The organism is Streptomyces sp. NPDC045846, from assembly GCF_056431605.1.
The window spans coordinates 341783-361264 of sequence record NZ_JBWKKJ010000004.1; the positions used below are offsets into that span (position 1 = coordinate 341783).

Below are 19482 nucleotides of genomic sequence, written 5' to 3' on the forward strand. Positions count from 1 at the left end.
TCAGAGGGCAGCCCTCGCTGCACTCGTGGCCCCGGCGACCGAGCTGCCCGGCGGACCCGTCGACTGTCTCGGCACCGTGGTCGCGGGGCCCTGCGGCGCGGCCAGTTCGTCGGCCTCCGCCGCGCCCCGCGCGCTGAGCAATCGGTGCGCGGTGCGCAGCGAGGCCAGCGCGGACAGCGCCGGTGTCTCGCCGAGCGCCAGCAGGGCCCGGCCCCGGGCGGCGAGCGCGAGGCCCCGGCAGAACGGGTCCCCGAGGTCGCCCTCGATGGACAGGGCCTGCGTGGCACAGGCCGCCGCCTCGCCGGGCCGCTCCCTGGCCAGCGCGCAGTGCGCGAGCCGGGCCCACGCCAGCGCCTCCCAGCGCAGGTCGCCGACCCACTGGTGGTGCTGGCGCGACTCCCGCAGGTGGGCTGCGGCCCGCACCGGACGGCCGCCCGCGAGCAGGGCGCAGCCGATCTGGTACAGCACGTGCCCGAGCGTACCCCGGTCGCCCAACTCCCTTGCCGCGCCCAGCACTTCGTCGGCCGCCGCCTCGGCGCGCTCCTTGTCGCCGAGCAGCATCCGGGCGCGTACGACATGGGCCAGGACCCGCACCGCGTCGCCCCGGCTGCCCAGCTCCACGAACCGGGCGTAGGCCTGCTCGAACAGGGGCAGCGCCTCGGCGGTGCGGCCCATCGCGCCCAGGATCATGGCGAGTTCGTGCGCGGCCTCCGACTCGGTCAGCGGGTCGCAGGCCAGCGCGGCGAACCGGAGCGCCTGGCGCAGGGTGCGCTCGGTGCGCCGGTAGGTGTCGGCGTGCTGCTGCGGCGCGGCGGCGATCAGGCGCAGCGCCCGGCCGACCGAGCGGGAGTCGCCGACGCAGTGGGCGGCCGACAGGGCGAGCCGGGCCGGGCCCTGGAGCTCGCGGCGCCGGGCGGTGCCGAGGACGAGGTGCGCCCAGCCGGTGAGCAGGTCGACGGCGGGCCGCAGCGCCTCGTCGCCCAGGTCCTCCCAGGGTCCCTTGCCGAGGGCCTGCTCGGCGGTGGCGCGGATGAGCCGGTGCGATTCCTGGAGCCAGGCCCGCGCGGCCTCGGCCCCGGCCGGCCGGTAGCCGGGCACCCGCGGCGCGTACAGCAGATCGGGTACGCCGCTGAGCGGGCGCAGCCGGCGGATCGTGTTGCGGACGGTGGCCAGCACGTGGTCGAGGAGCCTGCGCTGGGCGGCGGGCCGCTCGGCCGCGTCCGGCGAGTCGTCGAGGACCCGCCGGGCGAAGATCCGTACGAGGTCGTGGAAGCGGTAGCGGCCCACGCCGCGGGCCTCCAGGAGACCGGCGTCGACGAGCGCCTCCAGGGCTTCCTCGGCCGCGCACTCCTCGACGTCGAGCAGGGCGGCCGCGGTGGCCCGGTCGAAGGCCGGCACGGCGGCCGCGGAGGCCAGGCGGAAGGCGCGGGCGACGTGCGGGTCCAGGCCCTCGTAGCTGAGCCGGAAGGCGGCGTCGACGCCGAGCCCGTCGGCCTCCAGCTCGTCCAGGCGGTGCCGTTCGTCGCGCAGCCGGGCGGTCAGGTCGGCCAGCGCCCAGTCCGGGCGGGCGGTCAGGCGGGCGGCCGCGATGCGCACCGCGAGCGGCAACCGGCCGCAGGCGGCGACCAGTTGGCGGGCGGCCTCCGGCTCGTCCCTCACCCGCTCCTCGCCCACGACGGCTTCGAGCATGGCCAGCGCGTCCTGTTCGGTCATCGCCTCCACGTCGAGGAGCCGGGCCCCGGGCAGTCCGGCGATCCGGGTGCGGCTGGTGACGAGGACCGCGCTGCCGGGGGTGCCGGGGAGCAGCGGGCGCAGCTGCGCAGTGTCGTGCGCGTTGTCGAGCAGGACCAGGACGCGTCGGCCCGCGAGCAGCGAGCGGTACAGCGCGGCCCGCTGGCCCGCGTCGTCCGGCACGGCGCCTTCGGCCACGCCCAGGGAGCGGAGCAGCTGGGTCAGGACGTCCGCGCTGTCGGCGGGGTCCGGGTCGGCGCCGCGCAGGTCCGCGTACAGCTGGCCGTCGGGGAAGGCCCGGCGCACCGCGTGGCCCGCGCGGACGGCCAGGGCGCTCTTGCCCGCGCCGCCCAGGCCGGTGAGCACGGCGAGGGGCGGGGTGCGGGTCTCCTGGGCGTCCTGGAGGAAGGTGCGCAGCTCCTTGAGGAGGCCCTCCCTGCCCGCGAAGTCCTGGACCGGCGGCGGCAGTTGGGCCGGGCGGGGTATCCGCGCCCTCCGGGGTTCCGGGGCGGGTGGCTGCGCCCGCTGTGCGGGGGCGGGTCCGGTTACGGGGGTCGCGACGGCCAGGGCCCGCTGCGGCCGCCCTTCCCCGGGGTCTCGGCTCCGCCCGGCCGGGGCGGGCCCCGGCCGCCCCGCAACACGACCGCCCGCGGCGACGGCGGAGTGGGGGGCCTGGGGGGCCGCCGTCGGGACCGGCGCGTGCGCGGGCGCGGCCTCGGCGCTGCGGGGGTCCTCCGCGGGGCGGCTCAGCAGGCGGGTGTGCAGGGCCGTCAGTTCGGGGCCCGGGGGGACGCCCAGTTCGGTGTCCAGGGTGCGGCGGGTGGTCTCGTACACCGCGAACGCGTCCGCCTGGCGGCCCGCTCGGTGCAGGGCCAGCATCAGGAGGGCCTGGGTGCGCTCGCGCAGGGGGTGTTCGGCGGCGAAGGCGCGCAGCGAGGCGATCGTCGCCGCGTGGCGGTCCAGGGCGAGGGCGCCGTGGAAGTGGTCCTCACGGGCGGAGAGCCACAGTTCGGTGAGCCGGTCGCGCTGGCGCTCCGCGTGCGGTCCGGGCAGGCCCGCGAGCGGGCTGCCGCCCCACAGGGCGAGCGCGCCGGTCAGCTCGCGGTGGGCGGCGGCGGTGTCCCCGGCGCCGCGCAGCCGGGCGGCCTCGGCGAGCCGGGTCTCGAACAGCGTGGTGTCGAGCGCCGTGGAGGGCACCCGCAGCGCGTAGCCGTCGTCGGCCGACACCAGGAGCCGGGCCGGGGTGCGCGCGGGGCGGCCCGGTTCGAGCAGGGTGCGCAGCCGCGACACGTAGGTGCGCAGCGTGCCCACGCCGCGCGGAGGCAGCCGTTCCCCCCAGATCGCGTCGAGGAGTTCCGGCATCGAGACCGGCCGGCCCACGCGCAGCAACAACACGGCGAGCAGGGCGCGCTGTTGGGGCGGACCGAGCCGCAGGGGGCGGCCGTCGAGCTCTCCTTCGACGGGCCCGAGCATCCGGAACCGCAGTCCGTCGGTTGTGCCCTCGCCCGTTCCGCCGGATTCCGTCACGCGCCGCCGCCTCTTCCTCTCACTCGACCGGCCGGTTCGTCCCCCGACGCTTGCCCTTTCGGCCCTCCGGATCTTGTTCGTCCGGTCCACCGAAACGCTACGCCAGGACCTCCCAGGGGCCCGCATCACCACATGTATCGCACAAGGAGTTGGCTTGAACTCTCCCCTGTATCCCGTGGGTAACCGGTCGAAAGGGCACCCTCCCTGCCCCCAAGACGGTCCGGGCGCCTCCTGCGTTCCGTGCCGAAGGCCCGAAGAATCGCGAGGCGACGACCGAGGGGAGTGGACCAGCGTGCGGGTCCAGCAGGAACAGCAGGCCGAGCGGCGTCCGGGCGGCACGGCGGCCCGCCCCGGCAGGTCCGGCTCTCGGCTCGCCGAGCTCCAGCGCACGGCGGGCAACGCCGCGGTCGCGCGGCTGCTGGCGCCCTCCGCCTCCCGCACCGGTCGGGCCGTACCCGTCCAGCGGATCACCACGCACCCCGGCGGCTCCTACGACGCGGAGCCCCAACCCGGCGAGCGGGGGCCGCACTTCGTGGCGCAGGGCCCCGAGCCGCGGGTCGCCATGGGCGGCGGCGGCGAGCCCCGCGACATCCGGGAGCGGCTGCGGTACGAACTCGCCGAGGTCGGCCCCGCCGACGCCCCGCTGCGGGTGGCCGACGACGGGACGCTCGCGGTGCACGGGGTGGACGAGCCCAAGGAGTTCTACGCCGTCCAGGCCGTCGTCGACACCGCCAACACGGCGCTGCGCGCGGCCAACAGCACCGTCCAGCTGGTCACCGGCGGCCGCAGCATCGGCGTCGGCGGCCTGCGGCTGCTGCGGGTCCAGCCCAGCGTCGTACGGGACACGACACCCACCAGCCAACTGGGGCCGTTCGTCTCGCTGTTGCGCTCGACCTGCATCTCGGTGGCGTGCAGCCTGATCGGCTCCGAGCACGCCAAGCGCGCGCAGGCGGTGCTCGGCGGCGGCGACGGCGGCTTCCTGCTCACCCCGAACTCCGACAGCGACGCCCGCGCCAACCGCCTGGCGGACGCCGTCGCCCAGGACACCACGTCCACGCTCGGCGTCGACGGCGCGGTCACCGCCGCCGACGGCGGCCACGCCCCCGGCGACGACCTCGGCCGACGCTACGGCGAGGCCACCCGCGACGGCGGCCGGGACGCCACCGAGCAGCGGCTCGGCATCAACAAGTACGCCTCCCCCGCACCGGGCGAGGGCTTCGCGATCTTCAGCATGCTGGCGAAGGACGGCCTCGACCACTCGGTGGCGCCCGCCGCGGAGCGCGGCGAGAACGTCTGGGGCTACCACTTCGCGGCGGTCGTCGCCCGCTCCCTGGACGGCAGCTGCCAGGTGACGCTGGAGAACTACGCCCGCAACGAGTTCGACGCGAAGGCCCGTTCCGAGCTGTACGAGGTGCTGTACCAGCGGGCCAAGAGCGGCGGCGGGTGGTTCAGCCAGCTCAAGCCGCTCCTGGAGAGCGACGACCAGCAGGCCTTCAAGAAGAAGTTCGACGAGGTGCTCGCCGCCCTCGTCACCGACCCCGAGGTCAAGAGGAAACGGGGCATGCCCCGGCTCCAGTTGCAGCAGGACTTCGAGGACCACACCTGCCGCTCCTGGTTCTTCCGCGTCTACGGCGGCGGCCCCGGCGAGAGCTTCCACGAGCAGCAGGCGGCCTCGGGCTACTTCAACAATCCGATGACGCTGCGGGTCGCCCGCCCGCCCTCCTCGCCCGACACGGCCGACCAGTAGCGGGGTTCCGGCCGCCCCCGACCGCCGGTGACGCGCACCCGCCACGAGTCGCGGGCCGCGCCCCCTGGTCAGGCCGGGCATCGGGGGAGCACGCTGCTGGATGTACGGACAGCTACTGCACGATCACGGACTGGGGCGGCGTGGACGGGAGTCGGCATACGTGCCTAGGGGGTGCGCGCCATGGGTGACAGCAGTGCGGAACAACAGGCGGCCGAGGACAGGCGGCGGAGGGAGGAGTTGTTGGAGAAGGTCCGCGAGGCGAACCGGCTGAGCACCGGCCGGCCCTGCTCGCCGACGGGCCCCCTCACCCTCGCCGAGGACGAGGACGAGGCCTGACCCGTTCCCTTCCGGACGTCCCTGCGCGGACCGGAACCGGCCCGGTCACGGCACCCGCCGTACCCGATCCGGCCGGACGAACCCGCGCCGATGACCGGAAGGGCACCTTGTGCTGCCCTCGTCCACGCACCTTCTCCCCTCCCCCCGCGCGCCGGGCCGCGCGAGGCTGGAGGGGTAATTGGCCGGTAGCAGCGTTTCGGGGGGCGGGACAGCCGCATGCAGCTCGGATTCGGAGCGAGCCGTCCACCCCGCGCTCAGCTAGGCCCCACGGTCGTCGGGCGCTAGCCCACACCTCCGTACACCCAGCAACAAGGAGCAGCCTCCCGTGCCCAACTACCTGTCCCCCGGCGTCTACGTCGAGGAAGTCGCCAGCGGATCCCGGCCCATCGAAGGGGTCGGCACCTCGGTGGCCGCCTTCGTCGGGCTCGCACCCGTGGGGCCGCTCAACGAGCCGACGCTGGTGACCAACTGGTCCCAGTACGTCGCCGAGTTCGGCGAGTTCACGGACGGGTACTACCTGGCGCACTCCGTCTACGGCTTCTTCAACAACGGTGGTACGGCCGCCTACGTCGTGCGCGTCGGCGGTTCCGACGGCGGCGCCGGCCAGGCCGCCCCGCAGGCCGCGGCCGCCGCCGGGCCGCAGGCGATCACCGCCGGCGAGGCCGTGGCGCTCGGCACGTTCAAGGTGTCGGCGATCGCCGCCGGTTCCGCCAACGGCGGCGCGCTCACCGTCGAGGTGCAGGACGCCGAGGGCGAGTCCAACGGCGACCGCTTCAAGCTGGTCGTCAAGGACGGCGAGACGGTCGTCGAGAACTTCGACGTCAGCGCGAAGAAGTCGGCCCGCAACTTCGTCGTGACGCAGGTCAAGCAGCGCTCCAAGACGATCACCGTCGAGGAGGCCGTGGCCGGTGGCCAGCTGGCCAAGCCGGACGCGCAGTCCGTCACCCTGGCCCCGCCCACCGCCGCCCCCGCGCCCGCCCCCACCGGCACCTCGGTCGCCCGCATCGAGTCCGGCCAGTTCATCGGCGACTCCGCCGACCGCACCGGCTTCGGCGGCCTTGAGGCCCTCGACGAGATCAACATGGTGGCGGCGCCCGACCTGATGGCCGCCTACCAGCAGGGTCTGATCGACCTGGAGCAGGTCAAGGCCGTCCAGCTCGGCATGGTCGCGCACTGCGAGCTGATGGGCGACCGCATGGCCGTCCTCGACCCGCCGCCCGGGCTCAACGCCCGCGACATCCGCAAGTGGCGCATGGAGGTGGCCGGTTACGACTCCCGCTACGCCGCCCTGTACTACCCCTGGATCAAGGTCTTCGACCCGTCCAGCGGCCAGACCCAGATCGTCCCGCCGTCCGGCCACATGGCCGGCATCTGGGCCCGCAACGACGCCGAGCGCGGCGTGCACAAGGCTCCGGCCAACGAGATCGTGCGCGGCGCCGTCGACCTGGAGCTCCAGATCACCCGCGGCGAGCAGGACCTCCTGAACCCGGTGGGCGTCAACTGCATCCGCGCCTTCCCGGGCCGCGGCATCCGCGTCTGGGGCGCCCGCACGCTGGCCTCCGACCCGGCCTGGCGCTACCTGAACGTGCGCCGGTACTTCAACTACCTGGAAGAGTCGATCCTGATCGGCACCCAGTGGGTCGTGTTCGAGCCGAACGACCACGCCCTGTGGGCCCGCATCCGCCGCAACATCTCCGCGTTCCTGGTCAACGAGTGGCGCAGCGGCGCCCTGTTCGGCCAGCGCCCCGAGGACGCCTTCTACGTGAAGTGCGACGAGGAGACCAACCCGCCGGAGTCGGTCGACCTCGGCCGCGTGGTCTGCGAGATCGGCATCGCGCCCGTCAAGCCCGCCGAGTTCGTCGTGTTCCGGCTCGCCCAGTTCTCGGGCGGCGGCGGCGAGCTGGAGGAGTAGGCAGCACCCTCCAACCCGCTTGTCCCCCAGCCGTTTTCGCACGAACAGGAGTAACCCAGCATGTCGCTTCAGCCCGGTGACGCTCTCACCACACACAACTTCGGCCTGCAGATCGACGGCGTCATGGTCGAGTACCTTCAGGAGGTCAGCAGCCTCTCGATGGAGCAGGACGTCATCGAGTACCAGCAGGTCTCGGCCGACGGCAAGCCGATCATCAAGAAGCTGCCCGGCGTCAAGAAGGCCGGTGAGTGCACGGTGACCCGCGGCGCCACGCAGTCCTCGACGTTCTCCGAGTGGATCAAGCAGTCCATCGACGGGAACATGGGCTCGGCCCGCAAGAACGCCTCGATCATCATGATGGACTACATGGACAGCCCGGTGAAGCGCTACCACCTGCGCAACGCCTGGTGCACCAAGGTCGAGGTCAGCGCGGTCAAGGCCGGCGACGCCTCCGCCATGACCGAGCAGGTCACCATCACCTTCGAAGAGCTGGTCATCGAGTAATGCGCCGCGAAGGTCCTGGAGTTCCGGGGGGAGCGGTCCCCGGTTCCGACGCTCCGTCCGCATCGGGCGCCCGGGAGACCCTGCGCACCGAGTTCGAGTTCGAGCTGCCGCGCGGGTACGTCGACGAGGCGGGCACCGTGCACCGGCGCGGCGCGATGCGGCTCGCGACGGCCCGCGACGAGCTGGTGCCGCTGCGGGACGTACGGGTCCGCGAGAACCCGGCGTACCTGTCGGTGGTGCTGCTCGGGCGGGTCATCACCCGGCTCGGCACGCTCGGTGACGTCCACGACGGCACGGTGGAGAACATGTTCGCCTCCGACCTCGCCTTCCTCCAGGACTTCTACCGGCAGATCAACGCCGAGGGCCACACCCGGGCCGCCGTGGCCTGCCCGCACTGCGAGCAGTCCTTCGAGGTCGAGCTGGCCGGGAGCCGCCTGGGGGAATCGTGACGTACGCGGCCGACCGGATCGAGGAGGAGACCGCGTACCTCGCCTACCACTTCCACTGGGACATGGACTCCATCCTCGACCTGGAGCATGCGGACCGGCGGGCGTACGTACGGCGGGTGGCGGCACTGGTGGAACAAGGCGAAGGGGAGCGGTGACGGGGGATGGGCCTGTTCAAGCGCCGGCGTAGCCGGTCGTCGGAGGCCGTGGAGACCGCGGTGACCGCGGCCTTCGAGGACGCGCCCCCGGCCCCGTCGCCGTCCCCCGCCCAGGGGGACGGCGGCTGGGCCGCCGCGCCCCCGATGCAGCGCGCCCTGGCCGCGCCCCGCCTCACCGCGGAGGCCGGCTTCGGCGCGACCCTGGCCGCCCACCAGGACCTGTCGGTCGTACGCCCGCTCACCCACGCCGTCTCTCCGACGGCTCCGCACGGCGTCCTCCACAACGCCCTCACCCCGGTCGCGGGCACCCCTTCCGCCCTGCCCCTCCCGCTGCTGCGCCTCCCGGTGGCGGGAAGGCCGCCGGAGCCCCCGGCGGAGACCCCCTCCGCCCCGACGGCTCCGGTGCAGCGGTCGGCCGCCCCGTCCACGACGGGCTCCACCCCGGGAACGACGCCCGCCGGCCCCACCGCCCAGCGAGCGGCGACACCGGCTCAGCCCGCCAACCCCGCGCGGGGCGAGACTGGTTCGGCTCACGCCGGACCGGCTGTCCAGCGAGCGGCGACAACGGCTCAGCCCGCCAACTCCGGGCGGGGTGAGACTGGTTCGGCCCGCTCCGGCCCGGCTGACCAGCGCGCGGCGACAACGGCTCAGCCCGCCAACTCCGCGCGGGGCGAGCCTGGTTCGGCCCACTCCGGCCCGGCTGCCCAGCGAGCCGCGACACCGGCTCAGCCCGCCAACTCCGCGCGGGGCAAGACTGGTTCGGCTAATGCCGGACCCGCCCCCCAGGGAGCGGTGACGCCGAGTACGGGTTCCGCCCCGGCCACCAACCCGGCTCGGAACGACGCCGGTTCGACGAACCCCGGGCCCGCTGTCCGGCGACCGGCCACGCCGACGACGGGCTCGGCCCCGGGCGCTGGTCCGGGTCCGGCGAGCGCTGGGCCCGCTGTCCAGCGTTCAGCCACACCCGCGACGAACGCGGGTCCCGCCGTCCAGCGCGCCCCCGCACCTGCGGCCGGCTCTGCTACGGGCCCGGCCGTCCAGCGTGCTGCGACGCCCGCGTCCAGCTCCGCCCCCGCTCCGACGACCCCGGGGACGACGAACACCGGCCCCGCCGTCCAGCGCGCGGCCGGCCCCAACTCACCCTCGGCGAACGCCGGTCCGGCAAGTGCGGCTCCGTCGAGCGCCGGACCCTCCGTCCAGCGAGCGGTCAGGCCCTCGACCGCCTCCACCCCGAGCTCCGCCTCCACCCCGAGCTCCGGCTCCACCCCGGCACCGGCGACCCCGGGGACGACGAACACCGGCCCCGCCGTCCAGCGCGCGGCCAAGCCCGCGACCGCCTCCACCCCGAGCACCAACTCACCCTCGGCCACTGCGGGCCCGGCCAGTGCGGGTCCCGCCGTACAGCGAGCGGTCACGCCTGCGCCCAGCTCGACCCCTGCCCCGGAGACCCCGAGGACGACCACCCCCGGCCCCACCGCACAACGCACGGCCAACTCCACCCCGGGACCGACGAGCCCCGGCCCGGCCGTACAGCGCACGGCCGACCCCGCGCCCGGCCCCACCTCTTCCCCGGCCACCCCGGGACCCGCGGCCAGCCCGACCCGTCCTCCGGCCACCCCGGGACCGACGAACCCCGGACCCGCCGTCCAGCGCGCCGCGAAGTCCGCCTCCGGCTCCACCCCGGCCCCCGCGAGCGCGGCCCCGGCGGTCCAGCGTGCGGCCACGTCGGCATCCGGTGCGGGACCGGCCGCCTCCACGCCCGCCGTCACCCCGGCGCCCTCTTCCCGGACAGACGCGCCGCAGGCCGACCGCCCCCTGTCCAGCGAGGCCGAGCCCCTCGGGCAGCACGGCGCCAGTCGTTCGGCGGAGCCCGCGCCCGCTGCCTCAACCGGGCCTGTTCAGCGCGCGGTTGAGCCCAACTCGGGCTCCAGGAACGCTCCCGGTACGCCCCCGCGGCCCACGTCCCCCGCCGCGCCCTCCGTCCAGCGCAGGGCCGGCGCCGACGACTCCCGTACGGCGCCCACCCCTGCGGGCGCGCAGCCCGTTGCCCCCGCGCAAGACGCAACCTCGACCGGCACGACGCCCAGCCCCGTGCAGCGGAGTGCCCGGCCCACCGCCGGGCCCGTGAACCACCCGCCCGGCGCGACCCCCGCCGTGCGGCGCGCGGCCGAGCCCGCGAAGGGCCCGGCTCCGGCGGGCCCGGCTGCGCATGGCGCCGTCCGGCCCGGCGCGACCCGCTCGACGGAGGCGTCCGGGACCGGTTCAACCGGCCCTGTGCAGCGCGCGGTCGCACCCTCGCCGTCGGGCTCCACCAACCCCGCGCGTCCGGCATCCGCGCCCGCCCAGGGGGCCCTGAGCAGCCCCGGCGCGGCCGCAGTCCCGCCCGTACGCCCCCAGCCGGCCAAGCCCGTACCGGCCACCCCCATCGGGCCGCCGATCCAGCGGGCCGCCGCCATCCCTCCGCGCGCGGGGGACAATCCCTCCCGCGCGGCTTCGGGTGCAGCCCCAAGTCCCGCTGTGCAGCGCACGGTTGAGGGTTCCCCGGGCTCGTCGGGCAACCCCGGTGCCGGTGGGGCCGGGGACGGGTCTCGTGGGGGTCTGCCCTCGTCCGGCCCGACGGGTCCCCGCTCGGCGGAGGCGCCGCTGGTCGCGGACCGGGCGACTCCCGCGGTGCGGCGGGTCGTCACGGCCACGCCGAGCCGCTCCGGTCCCGGTGCCGCGCCCGACGCCCCCGCCCTGCCCGTGCAGCGGGCCGCTACCGCGGTCGGGCGACGGTCGCTCACGGCCGCGCCCCGTGCCGTGCGGCCCTCCCACCACCTCGACCCCGTCGGCGTGGTGCGGCCCCCTGTTCAGGCGCCCGCGGCCGCCCCTTCCGCCGTCGCCCCCGGCGGCCCCTCGGACGTCCCCGCGTCGGTTTCCCCCACCGATGCGGGGACCCCCGCGCCGCCCGTACAGCGCAAGCCCATCGTGCGGCGGGTCAGCCGCGTGCAGAGCGCGGCTCCGGACGCGGCCAAGCGGCGGCCGCTCATCGGCGCGCCCCTCACCCCGGGCACCACGCCGCCCCCGGCACCGGTCCAGGCGCCCACCCCCGCGCCGGTTCCGGAACCGCCCGTCGTCCAGCGCGCCGTCGCCCCCGCCCCGGCCGAGCCGGTCACCCCGCTCCGCAAGGTCCGCCTGCCCGGGCCGACTCCCTTGCAGCGAGCGGCTGTTGACGGCCCCGCGCTCGCCTCCGCACGGCCGCTGACCACCCGGCACCAGGGCGCCGAAACCCCGGGCCGCCCGGTGAGCGTGCCCGCCGCCGCGCCCGTACCGCTCCAGCGGGTACCGGCCGGGAACGACAGCCGCCCGGTCGTGCCGCTGCGCCGGCCCGCCGACCGGCCCGGCACCACGCGGCCGTCCGTACAGCGGGCCGCCGAGCAGGGCCCGGCGCCCGTCGTCCCCGTACGCCGGAGCAGCCCACCGCCCGCGCCTCCCGCACCCGCGCCCGTCCCGCAGTACTCCGCCCCCGTACCGCGACAGGCCGTACAGCGGCAGGCCGAACCGCCCGCCGCCCAGCGCTCCACGCAACCACCGGCACCCGCGGCCGCCTCCGCCCAGCCCGCCGCTCCCGAGACCGAGCAGGCGCCCGACATCGACGCGCTGGCCCGGCGGCTCGTCGCGCCGCTGTCCCGGCTGCTCCGGGCCGAGCTGCGCGGTGACCGCGAACGGATCGGGCGCCTGCGCGACCGCTGACCCCCACGACCTGCCGTAACCACTCCCACCGACGGAAGACCACCCCATGCCCTCCACCCTTGACCCCGGATCCACCGTCTTCTTCAAGCTGACCATCGACGGCCAGAACCTCGGCCTGTTCAACGGCTGCGACGGTCTCGCCTCCGAGGTCGAGGTGGAGCAACGCCAGGAGGGCGGCAACAACGGGTTCGTCTGGCAACTACCCACCCGGGTCACGTTCTCCACGATCCGGCTGACCCGTCCGCTGACCGCGGACACCTCCAAGGTCGCGTCCTGGATCTCCTCGCTCGCCTCCGGCATCACCCGGCCCACCGCGCAGATCGCGGCGCTGCGCGCCGACGGCTCGATCGTCGCGCAGTGGGGCCTCATCGAGGTGCTTCCGGTGCGCTGGACGGGGCCGAGCCTCGACCCGGCGAGCCCGAGCGTGGCCACCGAGACCCTGGAGATCGCCCACCACGGCTTCACCGACGCGGGAGGTGCCTGACCATGGCCGCTCCGACCGGAGGCAAGGCGGCGGGTCTGTCCCGCGCCACCCTCGCCATCCACCAGCCGCCCACCGACCTCGGTGGCGCGGTGGGCGGGCTCATGGGCGAGGTCAAGTTCCAGTTCAACCCGTCGCAGGTGCAGCTCGGCCGCTCGTCCAGCTGGGTCGTCATGCCGGCCATCGCCTACACCCGCGGCGCGCCCGCCAAGTTCACCGGGGCGCAGCCCGCGGCCCTCCAGCTGGAGGTGTTCCTCGACGCGTCGGGCACGCCCAGCTCCAACACCGTGCAGAAGCAGGTGGACCTGCTGCTCTCGTGCTGCGAGGTCACCCCGCAGAGCGTGGCCTCCAAGGCGCCCTCGCCGCCGTTCGTGAAGTTCAGCTGGGGCTCGTTCTCGACCGTCGAGTTCACGGCGTACGTGACGAACGTGAACGCCAACTACACCCTGTTCAGCCCCAACGGCACGCCCCTGCGCGCCACGTGCAACCTCTCCCTGACCGAGGTCGCGACCAGCACCAAGGGCCAGAACCCGACCTCGGGCGCGCTCTCCGCGCGCCGGGTGCACCGCACGGTCGCCGGGGACACGCTGGCCTCGCTCGCCTGGCGCGAGTACGGCGACGCCACCCGCTGGCGGGTGATCGCCGAGGCCAACGAGATCGACGACCCGATGCGGCTGCGCCCCGGCACCGAGCTGCTCCTGCCCGCTTCCTCGGAGGGGGCCGCGTGAGCGAGAAGACCTTCACCACCGTCCTGCACGTCCAGATCAACGGGGCGGTGCTGCCCGACCCGCTGGCCGTGCGCCTGATCGAGGGCTGGGTGGACGCCTCCGTCAACGTCCCCTCCGCCTTCCAGCTGACCTTCAGCGACAAGGACGGCGTCGTCACCACCAAGTACCCGATGCTGAAGATCGGGGCGAAGGTGGTCCTCAGCCCGTTCACCGACGGCCGCCGCGGCGACCCGATGCTGACCGGCGAGATCACCGCGCTCGAAGTGGACGCCGAGCCCGGCACCGGCCGCCAGCTCGTCGTGCGCGGCTACGACCCCGGCCACCGGCTGCTGCGCAACCGCCGCGTCGAGGGCTACCCGAGCATGACCGCCTCCGACATCGTGCGCCGCATCGCCGGACTCAACGGCCTCACGCTCGGCAAGATCGACTCGACGTCCACGGTGTACGACCTGGCGACCCAGCCCAACATCACCGACTGGGACTTCCTGTCGCGCCTGGCCGCCGAGAACGACGTCCGGCTGTCCTTCGACAACCTGGGCAAGCTCGACTTCGCCGAGCTGAAGCCCGCTTCGGGCGCCCCCTCCGACACGACCCCCGCCGCCCAGAGCCCGTACGTCCTCGACTTCGGGACGAACACCCTGCACAGCCGGATCGCGATGACCTCGGCCGGGCAGGTCAAGAAGGTCAGCGTGCGCGGCTGGGACATGCGCACCAAGCGCCAACTCGCCGCCCCCGCCCCGGCCGTCACCAGCAAGGACATCGTCGCCGACATCACCCCGGCCACGGTGACCGCCCCCTTCGGCGCGGCCGAGCTCACCGCGACGCAGATCCCGTACACCACCCTGTCCGAGGTCACGCACGCCGCGCAGGCCCTCGCCGACGACGTCACCGGCGCGTTCGCCGAGCTGGAGGTCGCCGTCACCGGCAACCCCGACCTCAAGCCCGGCACCCCCATCGCCGTGAAGGGCGCGGGCTTCCCCTTCGAGGGCAAGTACACGGCCACCGGCGTACGCCACGTCTTCGCCTCCGGCGAGCAGTACACGACCTGGCTGACCGTCTCGGGCCGCCAGTTCCGTTCGCTGTACGGGCTCGCCGCGGGCGGCACCGAGCAGGCGCCCCCGATGCCGGGCGTGGCCGTCGCCCTGGTCACCAACACCAAGGACCCGCTGCGGCTCGGCCGGGTCCGGCTGCGCTTCCCGTGGCTGTCCGAGACGTACGAGAGCGACTGGTGCCGGGTGGCCCAGTTCGGCGGCAAGGGCGGCGGCGGGCTGCTGCTCCCCGACGTCAACGACGAGGTGCTGTGCGCCTTCGACCGGGGCTCCCTGGAGCACCCGTACGTCATCGCCGGGCTCTACAACGGCGTCGACAAGCACACCCGCGAACCGGACAACATCCCGGCCGTCGACCCGACCAGCGGGCAGATCAACTGGCGCTCGGTGACCGCCCGCAGCGGACACACCGTAGAACTGCTCGAAGAGGGCGGCGCCGCCCGCCTGTCCAGCGGCATCCGGCTGCGCACCGGCAAGGGCAGGCTGCACATCCAGCTGAACGAGGCCCGCACCTCCCTCACCATCAACAGCGACGGCAGCGTCGACATCAAGGGCACCCGCAGCGTCGACATCGAGGCGGGCGGCAACCTGTCCCTGAAGGCCGGCGGCATGCTGAGCCTGAAGGCGGGCGCCGGCATCGAGATCGACGCGGGCATGGCCATCAACGTCAAGGCGGGCCTCGCCTTCGACGTGAAGGCCGGCGGCGAGGCGTCCATCGCCGCGGGCGGCGCGGTGTCGGTGAACGCGGCGGGCGAGGCGGCCATCACGGCGATCGCCAACGCCAGCATCACCGCGGCGACCGTCGCCCTCAGCGGAGCGGCCGCCATCGAGCTGACGTCCGCGGCCCCGCTGGTCAACGGCGCCCCCATCATCTAGGAGAGTTGAGATGAGCGAACACTTCGTCGGGGCCGGCTGGGCGTTCCCGATGCGCACCGACCCGGGCGGCGGCATCGCCCTGGCCCGGCGCGACCGCGAGATCGAGGAGTCCATGCGCCTGGTGCTGGCCACGGCGCCGGGCGAACGTCCCATGCGACCCGAGTTCGGCTGCGCCGTGCACGACCTGGTGTTCGCGCCCGTCAACGACGCCACCGCCGGGCGCATCCGCTACGAGGTGCGCACCTCGCTCGACCGCTGGGAGCCCAGGATCGAGGTCGAGGAGGTCACCGTGACCCCGGCTCCCGACGAGCCCACCGTGCTGCACATCGACGTGCGCTACTCGGTGCGCGGCACCAACAACCCGCGCAGCCTCGTCTTCCCCTTCTATGTGATTCCCTCCGAGGGCGGCGACCAGCCAGGCCCGACGGCCGGCGAAAGCGAACGACACTGATGGCCCTGCCCGCACCCCATCTCGACGACCGCCGCTTCCAGCAGTTCGTCGACGACGCCAAGCGCTACATCCAGCAGCGCTGCCCCGAGTGGAGCGACCACAACGTCTCCGACCCGGGCGTCACCCTCATCGAAGCCGTCGCGCACATGGCCGACCAGCTCGTGTACCGGCTCAACCGGGTCCCGGAGAAGAACCAGCTGGCCTTCCTCGACCTGCTCGGCGTGACGCTGTTCCCGCCGTCGGCGGCCAGGGCGTCGGTGACGTTCTGGCTGTCGGCGCCGCAGACCGAGCCGGTGCTGCTGCCCCGCGGCACCGAGGTCGCCACCGGCCGCACCGAGACCGAGGAGGCGGTGGTCTTCGCGTCCGACGACGATCTGACGATCGTGCCCTGCCAGCTCGACCAGGTGCTGCGCCAGCCCGCCGGGTCCGCCCCCGAGAACTGCTCGCAGGACGTGCTCGGCGGCAACGACGTCTCCGTGTTCAGCTCCGGCCCGCTCCCCGGCGACATGCTGCTGTTCGGCCTGTCGGCGGCCCTGCCCCACTGCACGGCCGCGCTGCGCCTGGACAGCCGCGTCGACGGCGTCGGCGTCGACCCCCGTCAGCCCCCGCTGGTGTGGGAGGCGTGGACGGCCGACGGCTGGGCCGAGTGCGAGGTCGCCGAGGACACCACCGGCGGCCTCAACCGCCCCGGCGAGGTCGTCCTGCACATGCCGGCCGCGCACACCGTGTCCCGGATGGGCGGCCTGGACGCGGGCTGGGTGCGCTGCCGGGTCGTGGAGGCCGCGCCCGGCCAGCCGTTCTACAGCGTCTCGCCGACCGTGCGCGGCGCCTCCGCGTTCACCATCGGCGGCACCACCCGGGTCTCGCACGCCGAGACGGTGCGCGACGAGTCCCTCGGCGACTCCGAGGGCGTCCCCGGCCAGCGCCTGATGCTGGCGCACGCGCCGGTCGTCGGCGGCGTACGCCTGGAGATCTCGGCGGGCGAGGGCTGGGAGGAGTGGGAGGCGGTCGACGACTTCGCCTCCTCGGGCCCCTTCGACCGCCACTTCACCCTGGACGCGGCGACCGGCGAGCTCGCCTTCGGCCCGTCGGTGCGCCAACCGGACGGCACGGTACGGCAGTTCGGGGCCGTGCCCATCAAGGGCGCCGCCATCCGCGCCTCCCGTTACGGCACCGGTGGCGGCCGCTCCGGCAACGTGGCCCGGGGCTCGATCCAGGTCCTGCGCAGCTCGATCCCGTACATCGCGCGCGTGGAGAACCGGGAGGCGGCGCGCGGCGGCGTCGACGGCGAGACCGTCGAGGAGGCCAAGGTCCGCGCCCCCATCGCGCTGCGCGCCCAGGAGCGCGCCGTGACCGCCCGCGACTACGAGGAGCTGGCCCGCCGGGCCGCGCCCGAGACCGCGCGCATCGCCTGCCTTGCGGCGGACGCGGCCGAGTCCGGCGACAACGCGGTCCGCGTCCTGGTCGTCCCGCAGGCCGTCCCCGACCGGGGCGGACGGCTCCGCTTCGAGCAACTCGTGCCCGGCGACGAGCTGTTGGGCCGCGTCACGACGTTCCTCGACGAGCGCCGCCCGCTGGGCACCCGCCTGGCGGTGGGCCCGCCGTTCTACCAGGGCGTCACGGTGGTGGCGACGCTGCACGCGTTCCGCGCGGCGAAGGCCGACCACGTACGCGACGAGGCGCTCAACGCGCTGTACTCCTACCTGGACCCGCTGACCGGCGGCGCCCACGGCACCGGCTGGCCCTTCGGGCGCCCGCTGCGGGCGGGCGAGATCTTCGCGGCCCTGCAACGCGTGCCGGGCGTGGAGCTGGTGGACGAGGTCCTGCTCCACCCGGCGGACCCGCTGACCGGCCGCCGGGGCGACGCGACGGACCGGATCGAGCTCTCCCCCTCCGCGCTCCTGTTCCCCTTCGACCACCGCGTCCGCGTCATCGAGGCCCGATGAGCGCGCGCGGAACCGTCGAGGGGCTCGGCTCGTCGCACCCGCTGGGCGGCCAGCTGCCCGCGGTGTACGCGGACGACGACTTCGCCCAGCGTTTCGTCGAGGGCCTGGACGTGATCCTGGCCCCGCTGTTCAACGTCCTGGACTGCCTGGAGGCGTACTTCGACCCGGCGCTCGCCCCCGAGGACTTCGTGGACTGGCTGACGGGCTGGGTCGGCACCGAGCTCGACGGCACCGAGCCGCTGGAGATCCGCCGTCACGCGGTGGCCACCGCGGTCTCCCTGCACCGGGTGCGCGGCACCGCCCTGGGTCTGGAGCGGGCGGTCCAACTGGCCTTCGGGGTACGCCCCGAGATCACCGAGAGCGGCGGCGCGACCTGGTCGGCCCGTCCCCTCGGCCCCTTCCCGGGCGCCCCCAAGGCCTCCCTCCGGGTGACCCTGAGGGTCTCCGACCCGTCCGTCGTCGACCCCCACCGCCTCCAGGCGGTGGTGGCGGCGGCCCGCCCCGCCCACCTCCCTTTCACGGCCGAGGTATCCGCGAAAACCCTTACCCACGAAGGGAACTGACCTTTCATGTCCACCCCGGCCATGGTCCCCTGCCCCGACTGCGGCACCCCGGCGCGCGCCACGGGCCAGTCGTTCTGCGACTCCTGCGGGGCCTTCCTCCGCTGGACGGCCCCCACGAACCCGCCGGCGTCCTCGCCCTCGGGGGACGCGTCGCGCCCGGCGGCCCCGGCGGCTTCCTCGACTTCCTCGGCTTCCTCGGAGAAGGCGGCGCCCGCCCCGGAACCGGCCCGGCCCGCCGAGGAGCCCGCCGCGCGGAGCATCGCCCCGGACGCCCCCACGCCGCCCGCGGGCACCCCCGTCTTCGTGCCGGACGCGTCCGGCCCCGCGGAACCGGCGGCCCCGGCCGCGCCGCCCGCCCGCCCGGAAGCGGTGACCGTCCCGACCCCCGCGGTGGCGGACGACGCCCGGGAGACCACCCCCCTGCCCGAGGCGCGCACGACCTCGGCCGCGGACGCGGCCCGGGCCCTGCTCGTCCCCGTGGCGGAGGCCTCGGCCGCCCAGGCCCCGGAGGCCCCCGGCACCGTCCTGCCCGGCCGCCCCGAGGCGGCCCGCCCCAAGGTCCGCACGACGGCCGCCCCCGAGCCGGAGAGCGGCGCCCCCTGCCCCGCCTGCGGCACCGCCAACCACGGGCACCGCAACTTCTGCCGGAGCTGCGCCACCCCGCTGACCCCGCGCCGCGAGGACAACGCGACGGGCCCGTACGCGGGCCAGCGCCCCCCGCTGCACCGGGACAGGAAGCGCTGGATAGCAAGGGCGCTGGTGGCAGCGGCGGTGGTGGCCGTGGTCGTGGGCGGCGTCATCGGCGGCCCCCCGGCGGCCCGGGCCGTGCAGGACCACTTCGCCAAGCGGGTGGCGGTGCACCCGACGGCGTGGACGGCCTCCCACTCGGACCGGCAGCACGGCCCGGAGCTGGCCTTCGACAGCTACTCCAACACCTGGTGGGGCACGGGCTTCGCGGGCGACGCGCAGGGCACCTACCTGGAGGCGACGTTCGGCCAGCCCACCGACCTGCTGGCGATGCTGATCACCCCGGGCACCTCCACGCGCCAGGGCCAGCAGTCGGAGCAGGCCCGCCCCCAGGAGTTCGACCTGGTGGTGACCGACTCCAGCGGCAAGCAGCACACCTCGCACCGCTCGATCAACGACGGCGGCGTCCAGCGCATCGACGTCCGCGTACGCAACGCGGCCTCGGTCCGCCTCATCCTGCGCTCGGCCTTCGGAGCGGCCAAGGACAAGCAGGTGGCCATAGCGGAACTGGAATTCTTCGCCCGCTCAAAGAACTGACGCCCTCCGCC

The 19482-nt window shown here is 75.0% G+C and carries 16 protein-coding genes; 14 read left to right on the forward strand and 2 right to left on the reverse strand.

Features of this window, described 5'->3' with window-relative positions:
- Positions 1–3258, reverse strand: coding sequence for an AfsR/SARP family transcriptional regulator (locus tag AC07F3_RS13750; RefSeq protein ID WP_479113639.1), 3258 nt, complete (start codon positions 3256–3258; stop codon positions 1–3).
- Positions 3259–3550: 292 nt separating this feature from the next.
- On the opposite strand from AC07F3_RS13750, the gene AC07F3_RS13755 reads away from it, so the two are divergent.
- From AC07F3_RS13755 to AC07F3_RS13780, 6 genes are all read left to right on the forward strand, one after another.
- Positions 3551–5005: a hypothetical protein gene (locus AC07F3_RS13755; protein WP_479113640.1), complete on the forward strand. Its 1455-nt coding sequence runs from the start codon at positions 3551–3553 to the stop codon at positions 5003–5005.
- Positions 5006–5185: 180 nt separating this feature from the next.
- Positions 5186–5341 carry a hypothetical protein gene (locus AC07F3_RS13760; protein ID WP_388972373.1) on the forward strand — a complete coding sequence of 52 codons (156 nt, stop codon included), beginning with the start codon at positions 5186–5188 and terminating at the stop codon, positions 5339–5341.
- A 325-nt stretch (positions 5342–5666) separates the two neighbouring features.
- On the forward strand, positions 5667–7253 hold the full coding sequence (locus AC07F3_RS13765; RefSeq protein WP_479113642.1) for a phage tail sheath family protein: 1587 nt from the start codon (positions 5667–5669) through the stop codon (positions 7251–7253).
- Between the two features lie 60 nt (positions 7254–7313).
- The gene (locus AC07F3_RS13770) at positions 7314–7757 is read left to right on the forward strand and encodes a phage tail protein (protein WP_114041299.1); all 444 of its coding nucleotides are present in this window, start codon (positions 7314–7316) and stop codon (positions 7755–7757) included.
- Complete coding sequence (locus tag AC07F3_RS13775) at positions 7757–8206, forward strand: hypothetical protein (protein WP_479113644.1); 450 nt, start codon at positions 7757–7759, stop codon at positions 8204–8206. Before AC07F3_RS13770 ends, AC07F3_RS13775 begins: the two co-directional genes overlap by 1 nt.
- Entirely contained in the window at positions 8203–8361 is a 159-nt protein-coding gene (locus AC07F3_RS13780) for a DUF6760 family protein (RefSeq protein ID WP_162952566.1), read from the forward strand. The genes AC07F3_RS13775 and AC07F3_RS13780 overlap by 4 nt, the downstream gene beginning before the upstream one ends.
- 725 nt (positions 8362–9086) lie before the next feature.
- Here AC07F3_RS13780 and AC07F3_RS13785 read toward each other — a convergent pair.
- Complete coding sequence (locus AC07F3_RS13785; RefSeq protein WP_479113646.1) at positions 9087–10130, reverse strand: hypothetical protein; 1044 nt, start codon at positions 10128–10130, stop codon at positions 9087–9089.
- A 901-nt stretch (positions 10131–11031) separates the two neighbouring features.
- On the opposite strand from AC07F3_RS13785, the gene AC07F3_RS13790 reads away from it, so the two are divergent.
- From AC07F3_RS13790 to AC07F3_RS13825, 8 genes are read left to right on the forward strand one after another with little or no spacing between them, the layout of a single operon-like run.
- Entirely contained in the window at positions 11032–12093 is a 1062-nt protein-coding gene (locus AC07F3_RS13790; RefSeq protein WP_479113648.1) for a hypothetical protein, read from the forward strand.
- A 46-nt stretch (positions 12094–12139) separates the two neighbouring features.
- Complete coding sequence (locus AC07F3_RS13795) at positions 12140–12577, forward strand: phage tail protein (protein WP_053724988.1); 438 nt, start codon at positions 12140–12142, stop codon at positions 12575–12577.
- A 2-nt stretch (positions 12578–12579) separates the two neighbouring features.
- Positions 12580–13302 carry a CIS tube protein gene (locus tag AC07F3_RS13800; RefSeq protein ID WP_479113650.1) on the forward strand — a complete coding sequence of 241 codons (723 nt, stop codon included), beginning with the start codon at positions 12580–12582 and terminating at the stop codon, positions 13300–13302.
- Positions 13299–15227 carry a VgrG-related protein gene (locus tag AC07F3_RS13805; RefSeq protein ID WP_479113652.1) on the forward strand — a complete coding sequence of 643 codons (1929 nt, stop codon included), beginning with the start codon at positions 13299–13301 and terminating at the stop codon, positions 15225–15227. The genes AC07F3_RS13800 and AC07F3_RS13805 overlap by 4 nt, the downstream gene beginning before the upstream one ends.
- A 10-nt stretch (positions 15228–15237) precedes the next feature.
- Positions 15238–15678 (forward strand): GPW/gp25 family protein, encoded by a 441-nt coding sequence (locus AC07F3_RS13810; protein WP_053724991.1) that lies wholly within the window; start codon positions 15238–15240, stop codon positions 15676–15678.
- A complete protein-coding gene (locus AC07F3_RS13815) occupies positions 15678–17624 on the forward strand; it encodes a putative baseplate assembly protein (protein WP_479113655.1) in 1947 nt (648 codons plus the stop codon). Before AC07F3_RS13810 ends, AC07F3_RS13815 begins: the two co-directional genes overlap by 1 nt.
- Complete coding sequence (locus tag AC07F3_RS13820) at positions 17621–18187, forward strand: phage tail protein (RefSeq protein ID WP_479113657.1); 567 nt, start codon at positions 17621–17623, stop codon at positions 18185–18187. The genes AC07F3_RS13815 and AC07F3_RS13820 overlap by 4 nt, the downstream gene beginning before the upstream one ends.
- 6 nt (positions 18188–18193) lie before the next feature.
- Positions 18194–19471: a zinc ribbon domain-containing protein gene (locus AC07F3_RS13825; RefSeq protein WP_479113658.1), complete on the forward strand. Its 1278-nt coding sequence runs from the start codon at positions 18194–18196 to the stop codon at positions 19469–19471.
- Positions 19472–19482: the final 11 nt, after the last annotated feature.

What these genes read in the sequence shown, in the direction of transcription:
- AC07F3_RS13820 (WP_479113657.1), top strand. Translation starts at nt 17,621, where the DNA reads ATGAGCGCGCGCGGAACCGTCGAGGGGCTCGGCTCGTCGCACCCGCTG.
- AC07F3_RS13815 (WP_479113655.1), top strand. Translation starts at nt 15,678, where the DNA reads ATGGCCCTGCCCGCACCCCATCTCGACGACCGCCGCTTCCAGCAGTTC.
- AC07F3_RS13760 (WP_388972373.1), top strand. Translation starts at nt 5,186, where the DNA reads ATGGGTGACAGCAGTGCGGAACAACAGGCGGCCGAGGACAGGCGGCGG.
- AC07F3_RS13825 (WP_479113658.1), top strand. Translation starts at nt 18,194, where the DNA reads ATGTCCACCCCGGCCATGGTCCCCTGCCCCGACTGCGGCACCCCGGCG.
- AC07F3_RS13800 (WP_479113650.1), top strand. Translation starts at nt 12,580, where the DNA reads ATGGCCGCTCCGACCGGAGGCAAGGCGGCGGGTCTGTCCCGCGCCACC.
- AC07F3_RS13770 (WP_114041299.1), top strand. Translation starts at nt 7,314, where the DNA reads ATGTCGCTTCAGCCCGGTGACGCTCTCACCACACACAACTTCGGCCTG.
- AC07F3_RS13775 (WP_479113644.1), top strand. Translation starts at nt 7,757, where the DNA reads ATGCGCCGCGAAGGTCCTGGAGTTCCGGGGGGAGCGGTCCCCGGTTCC.
- AC07F3_RS13795 (WP_053724988.1), top strand. Translation starts at nt 12,140, where the DNA reads ATGCCCTCCACCCTTGACCCCGGATCCACCGTCTTCTTCAAGCTGACC.
- AC07F3_RS13810 (WP_053724991.1), top strand. Translation starts at nt 15,238, where the DNA reads ATGAGCGAACACTTCGTCGGGGCCGGCTGGGCGTTCCCGATGCGCACC.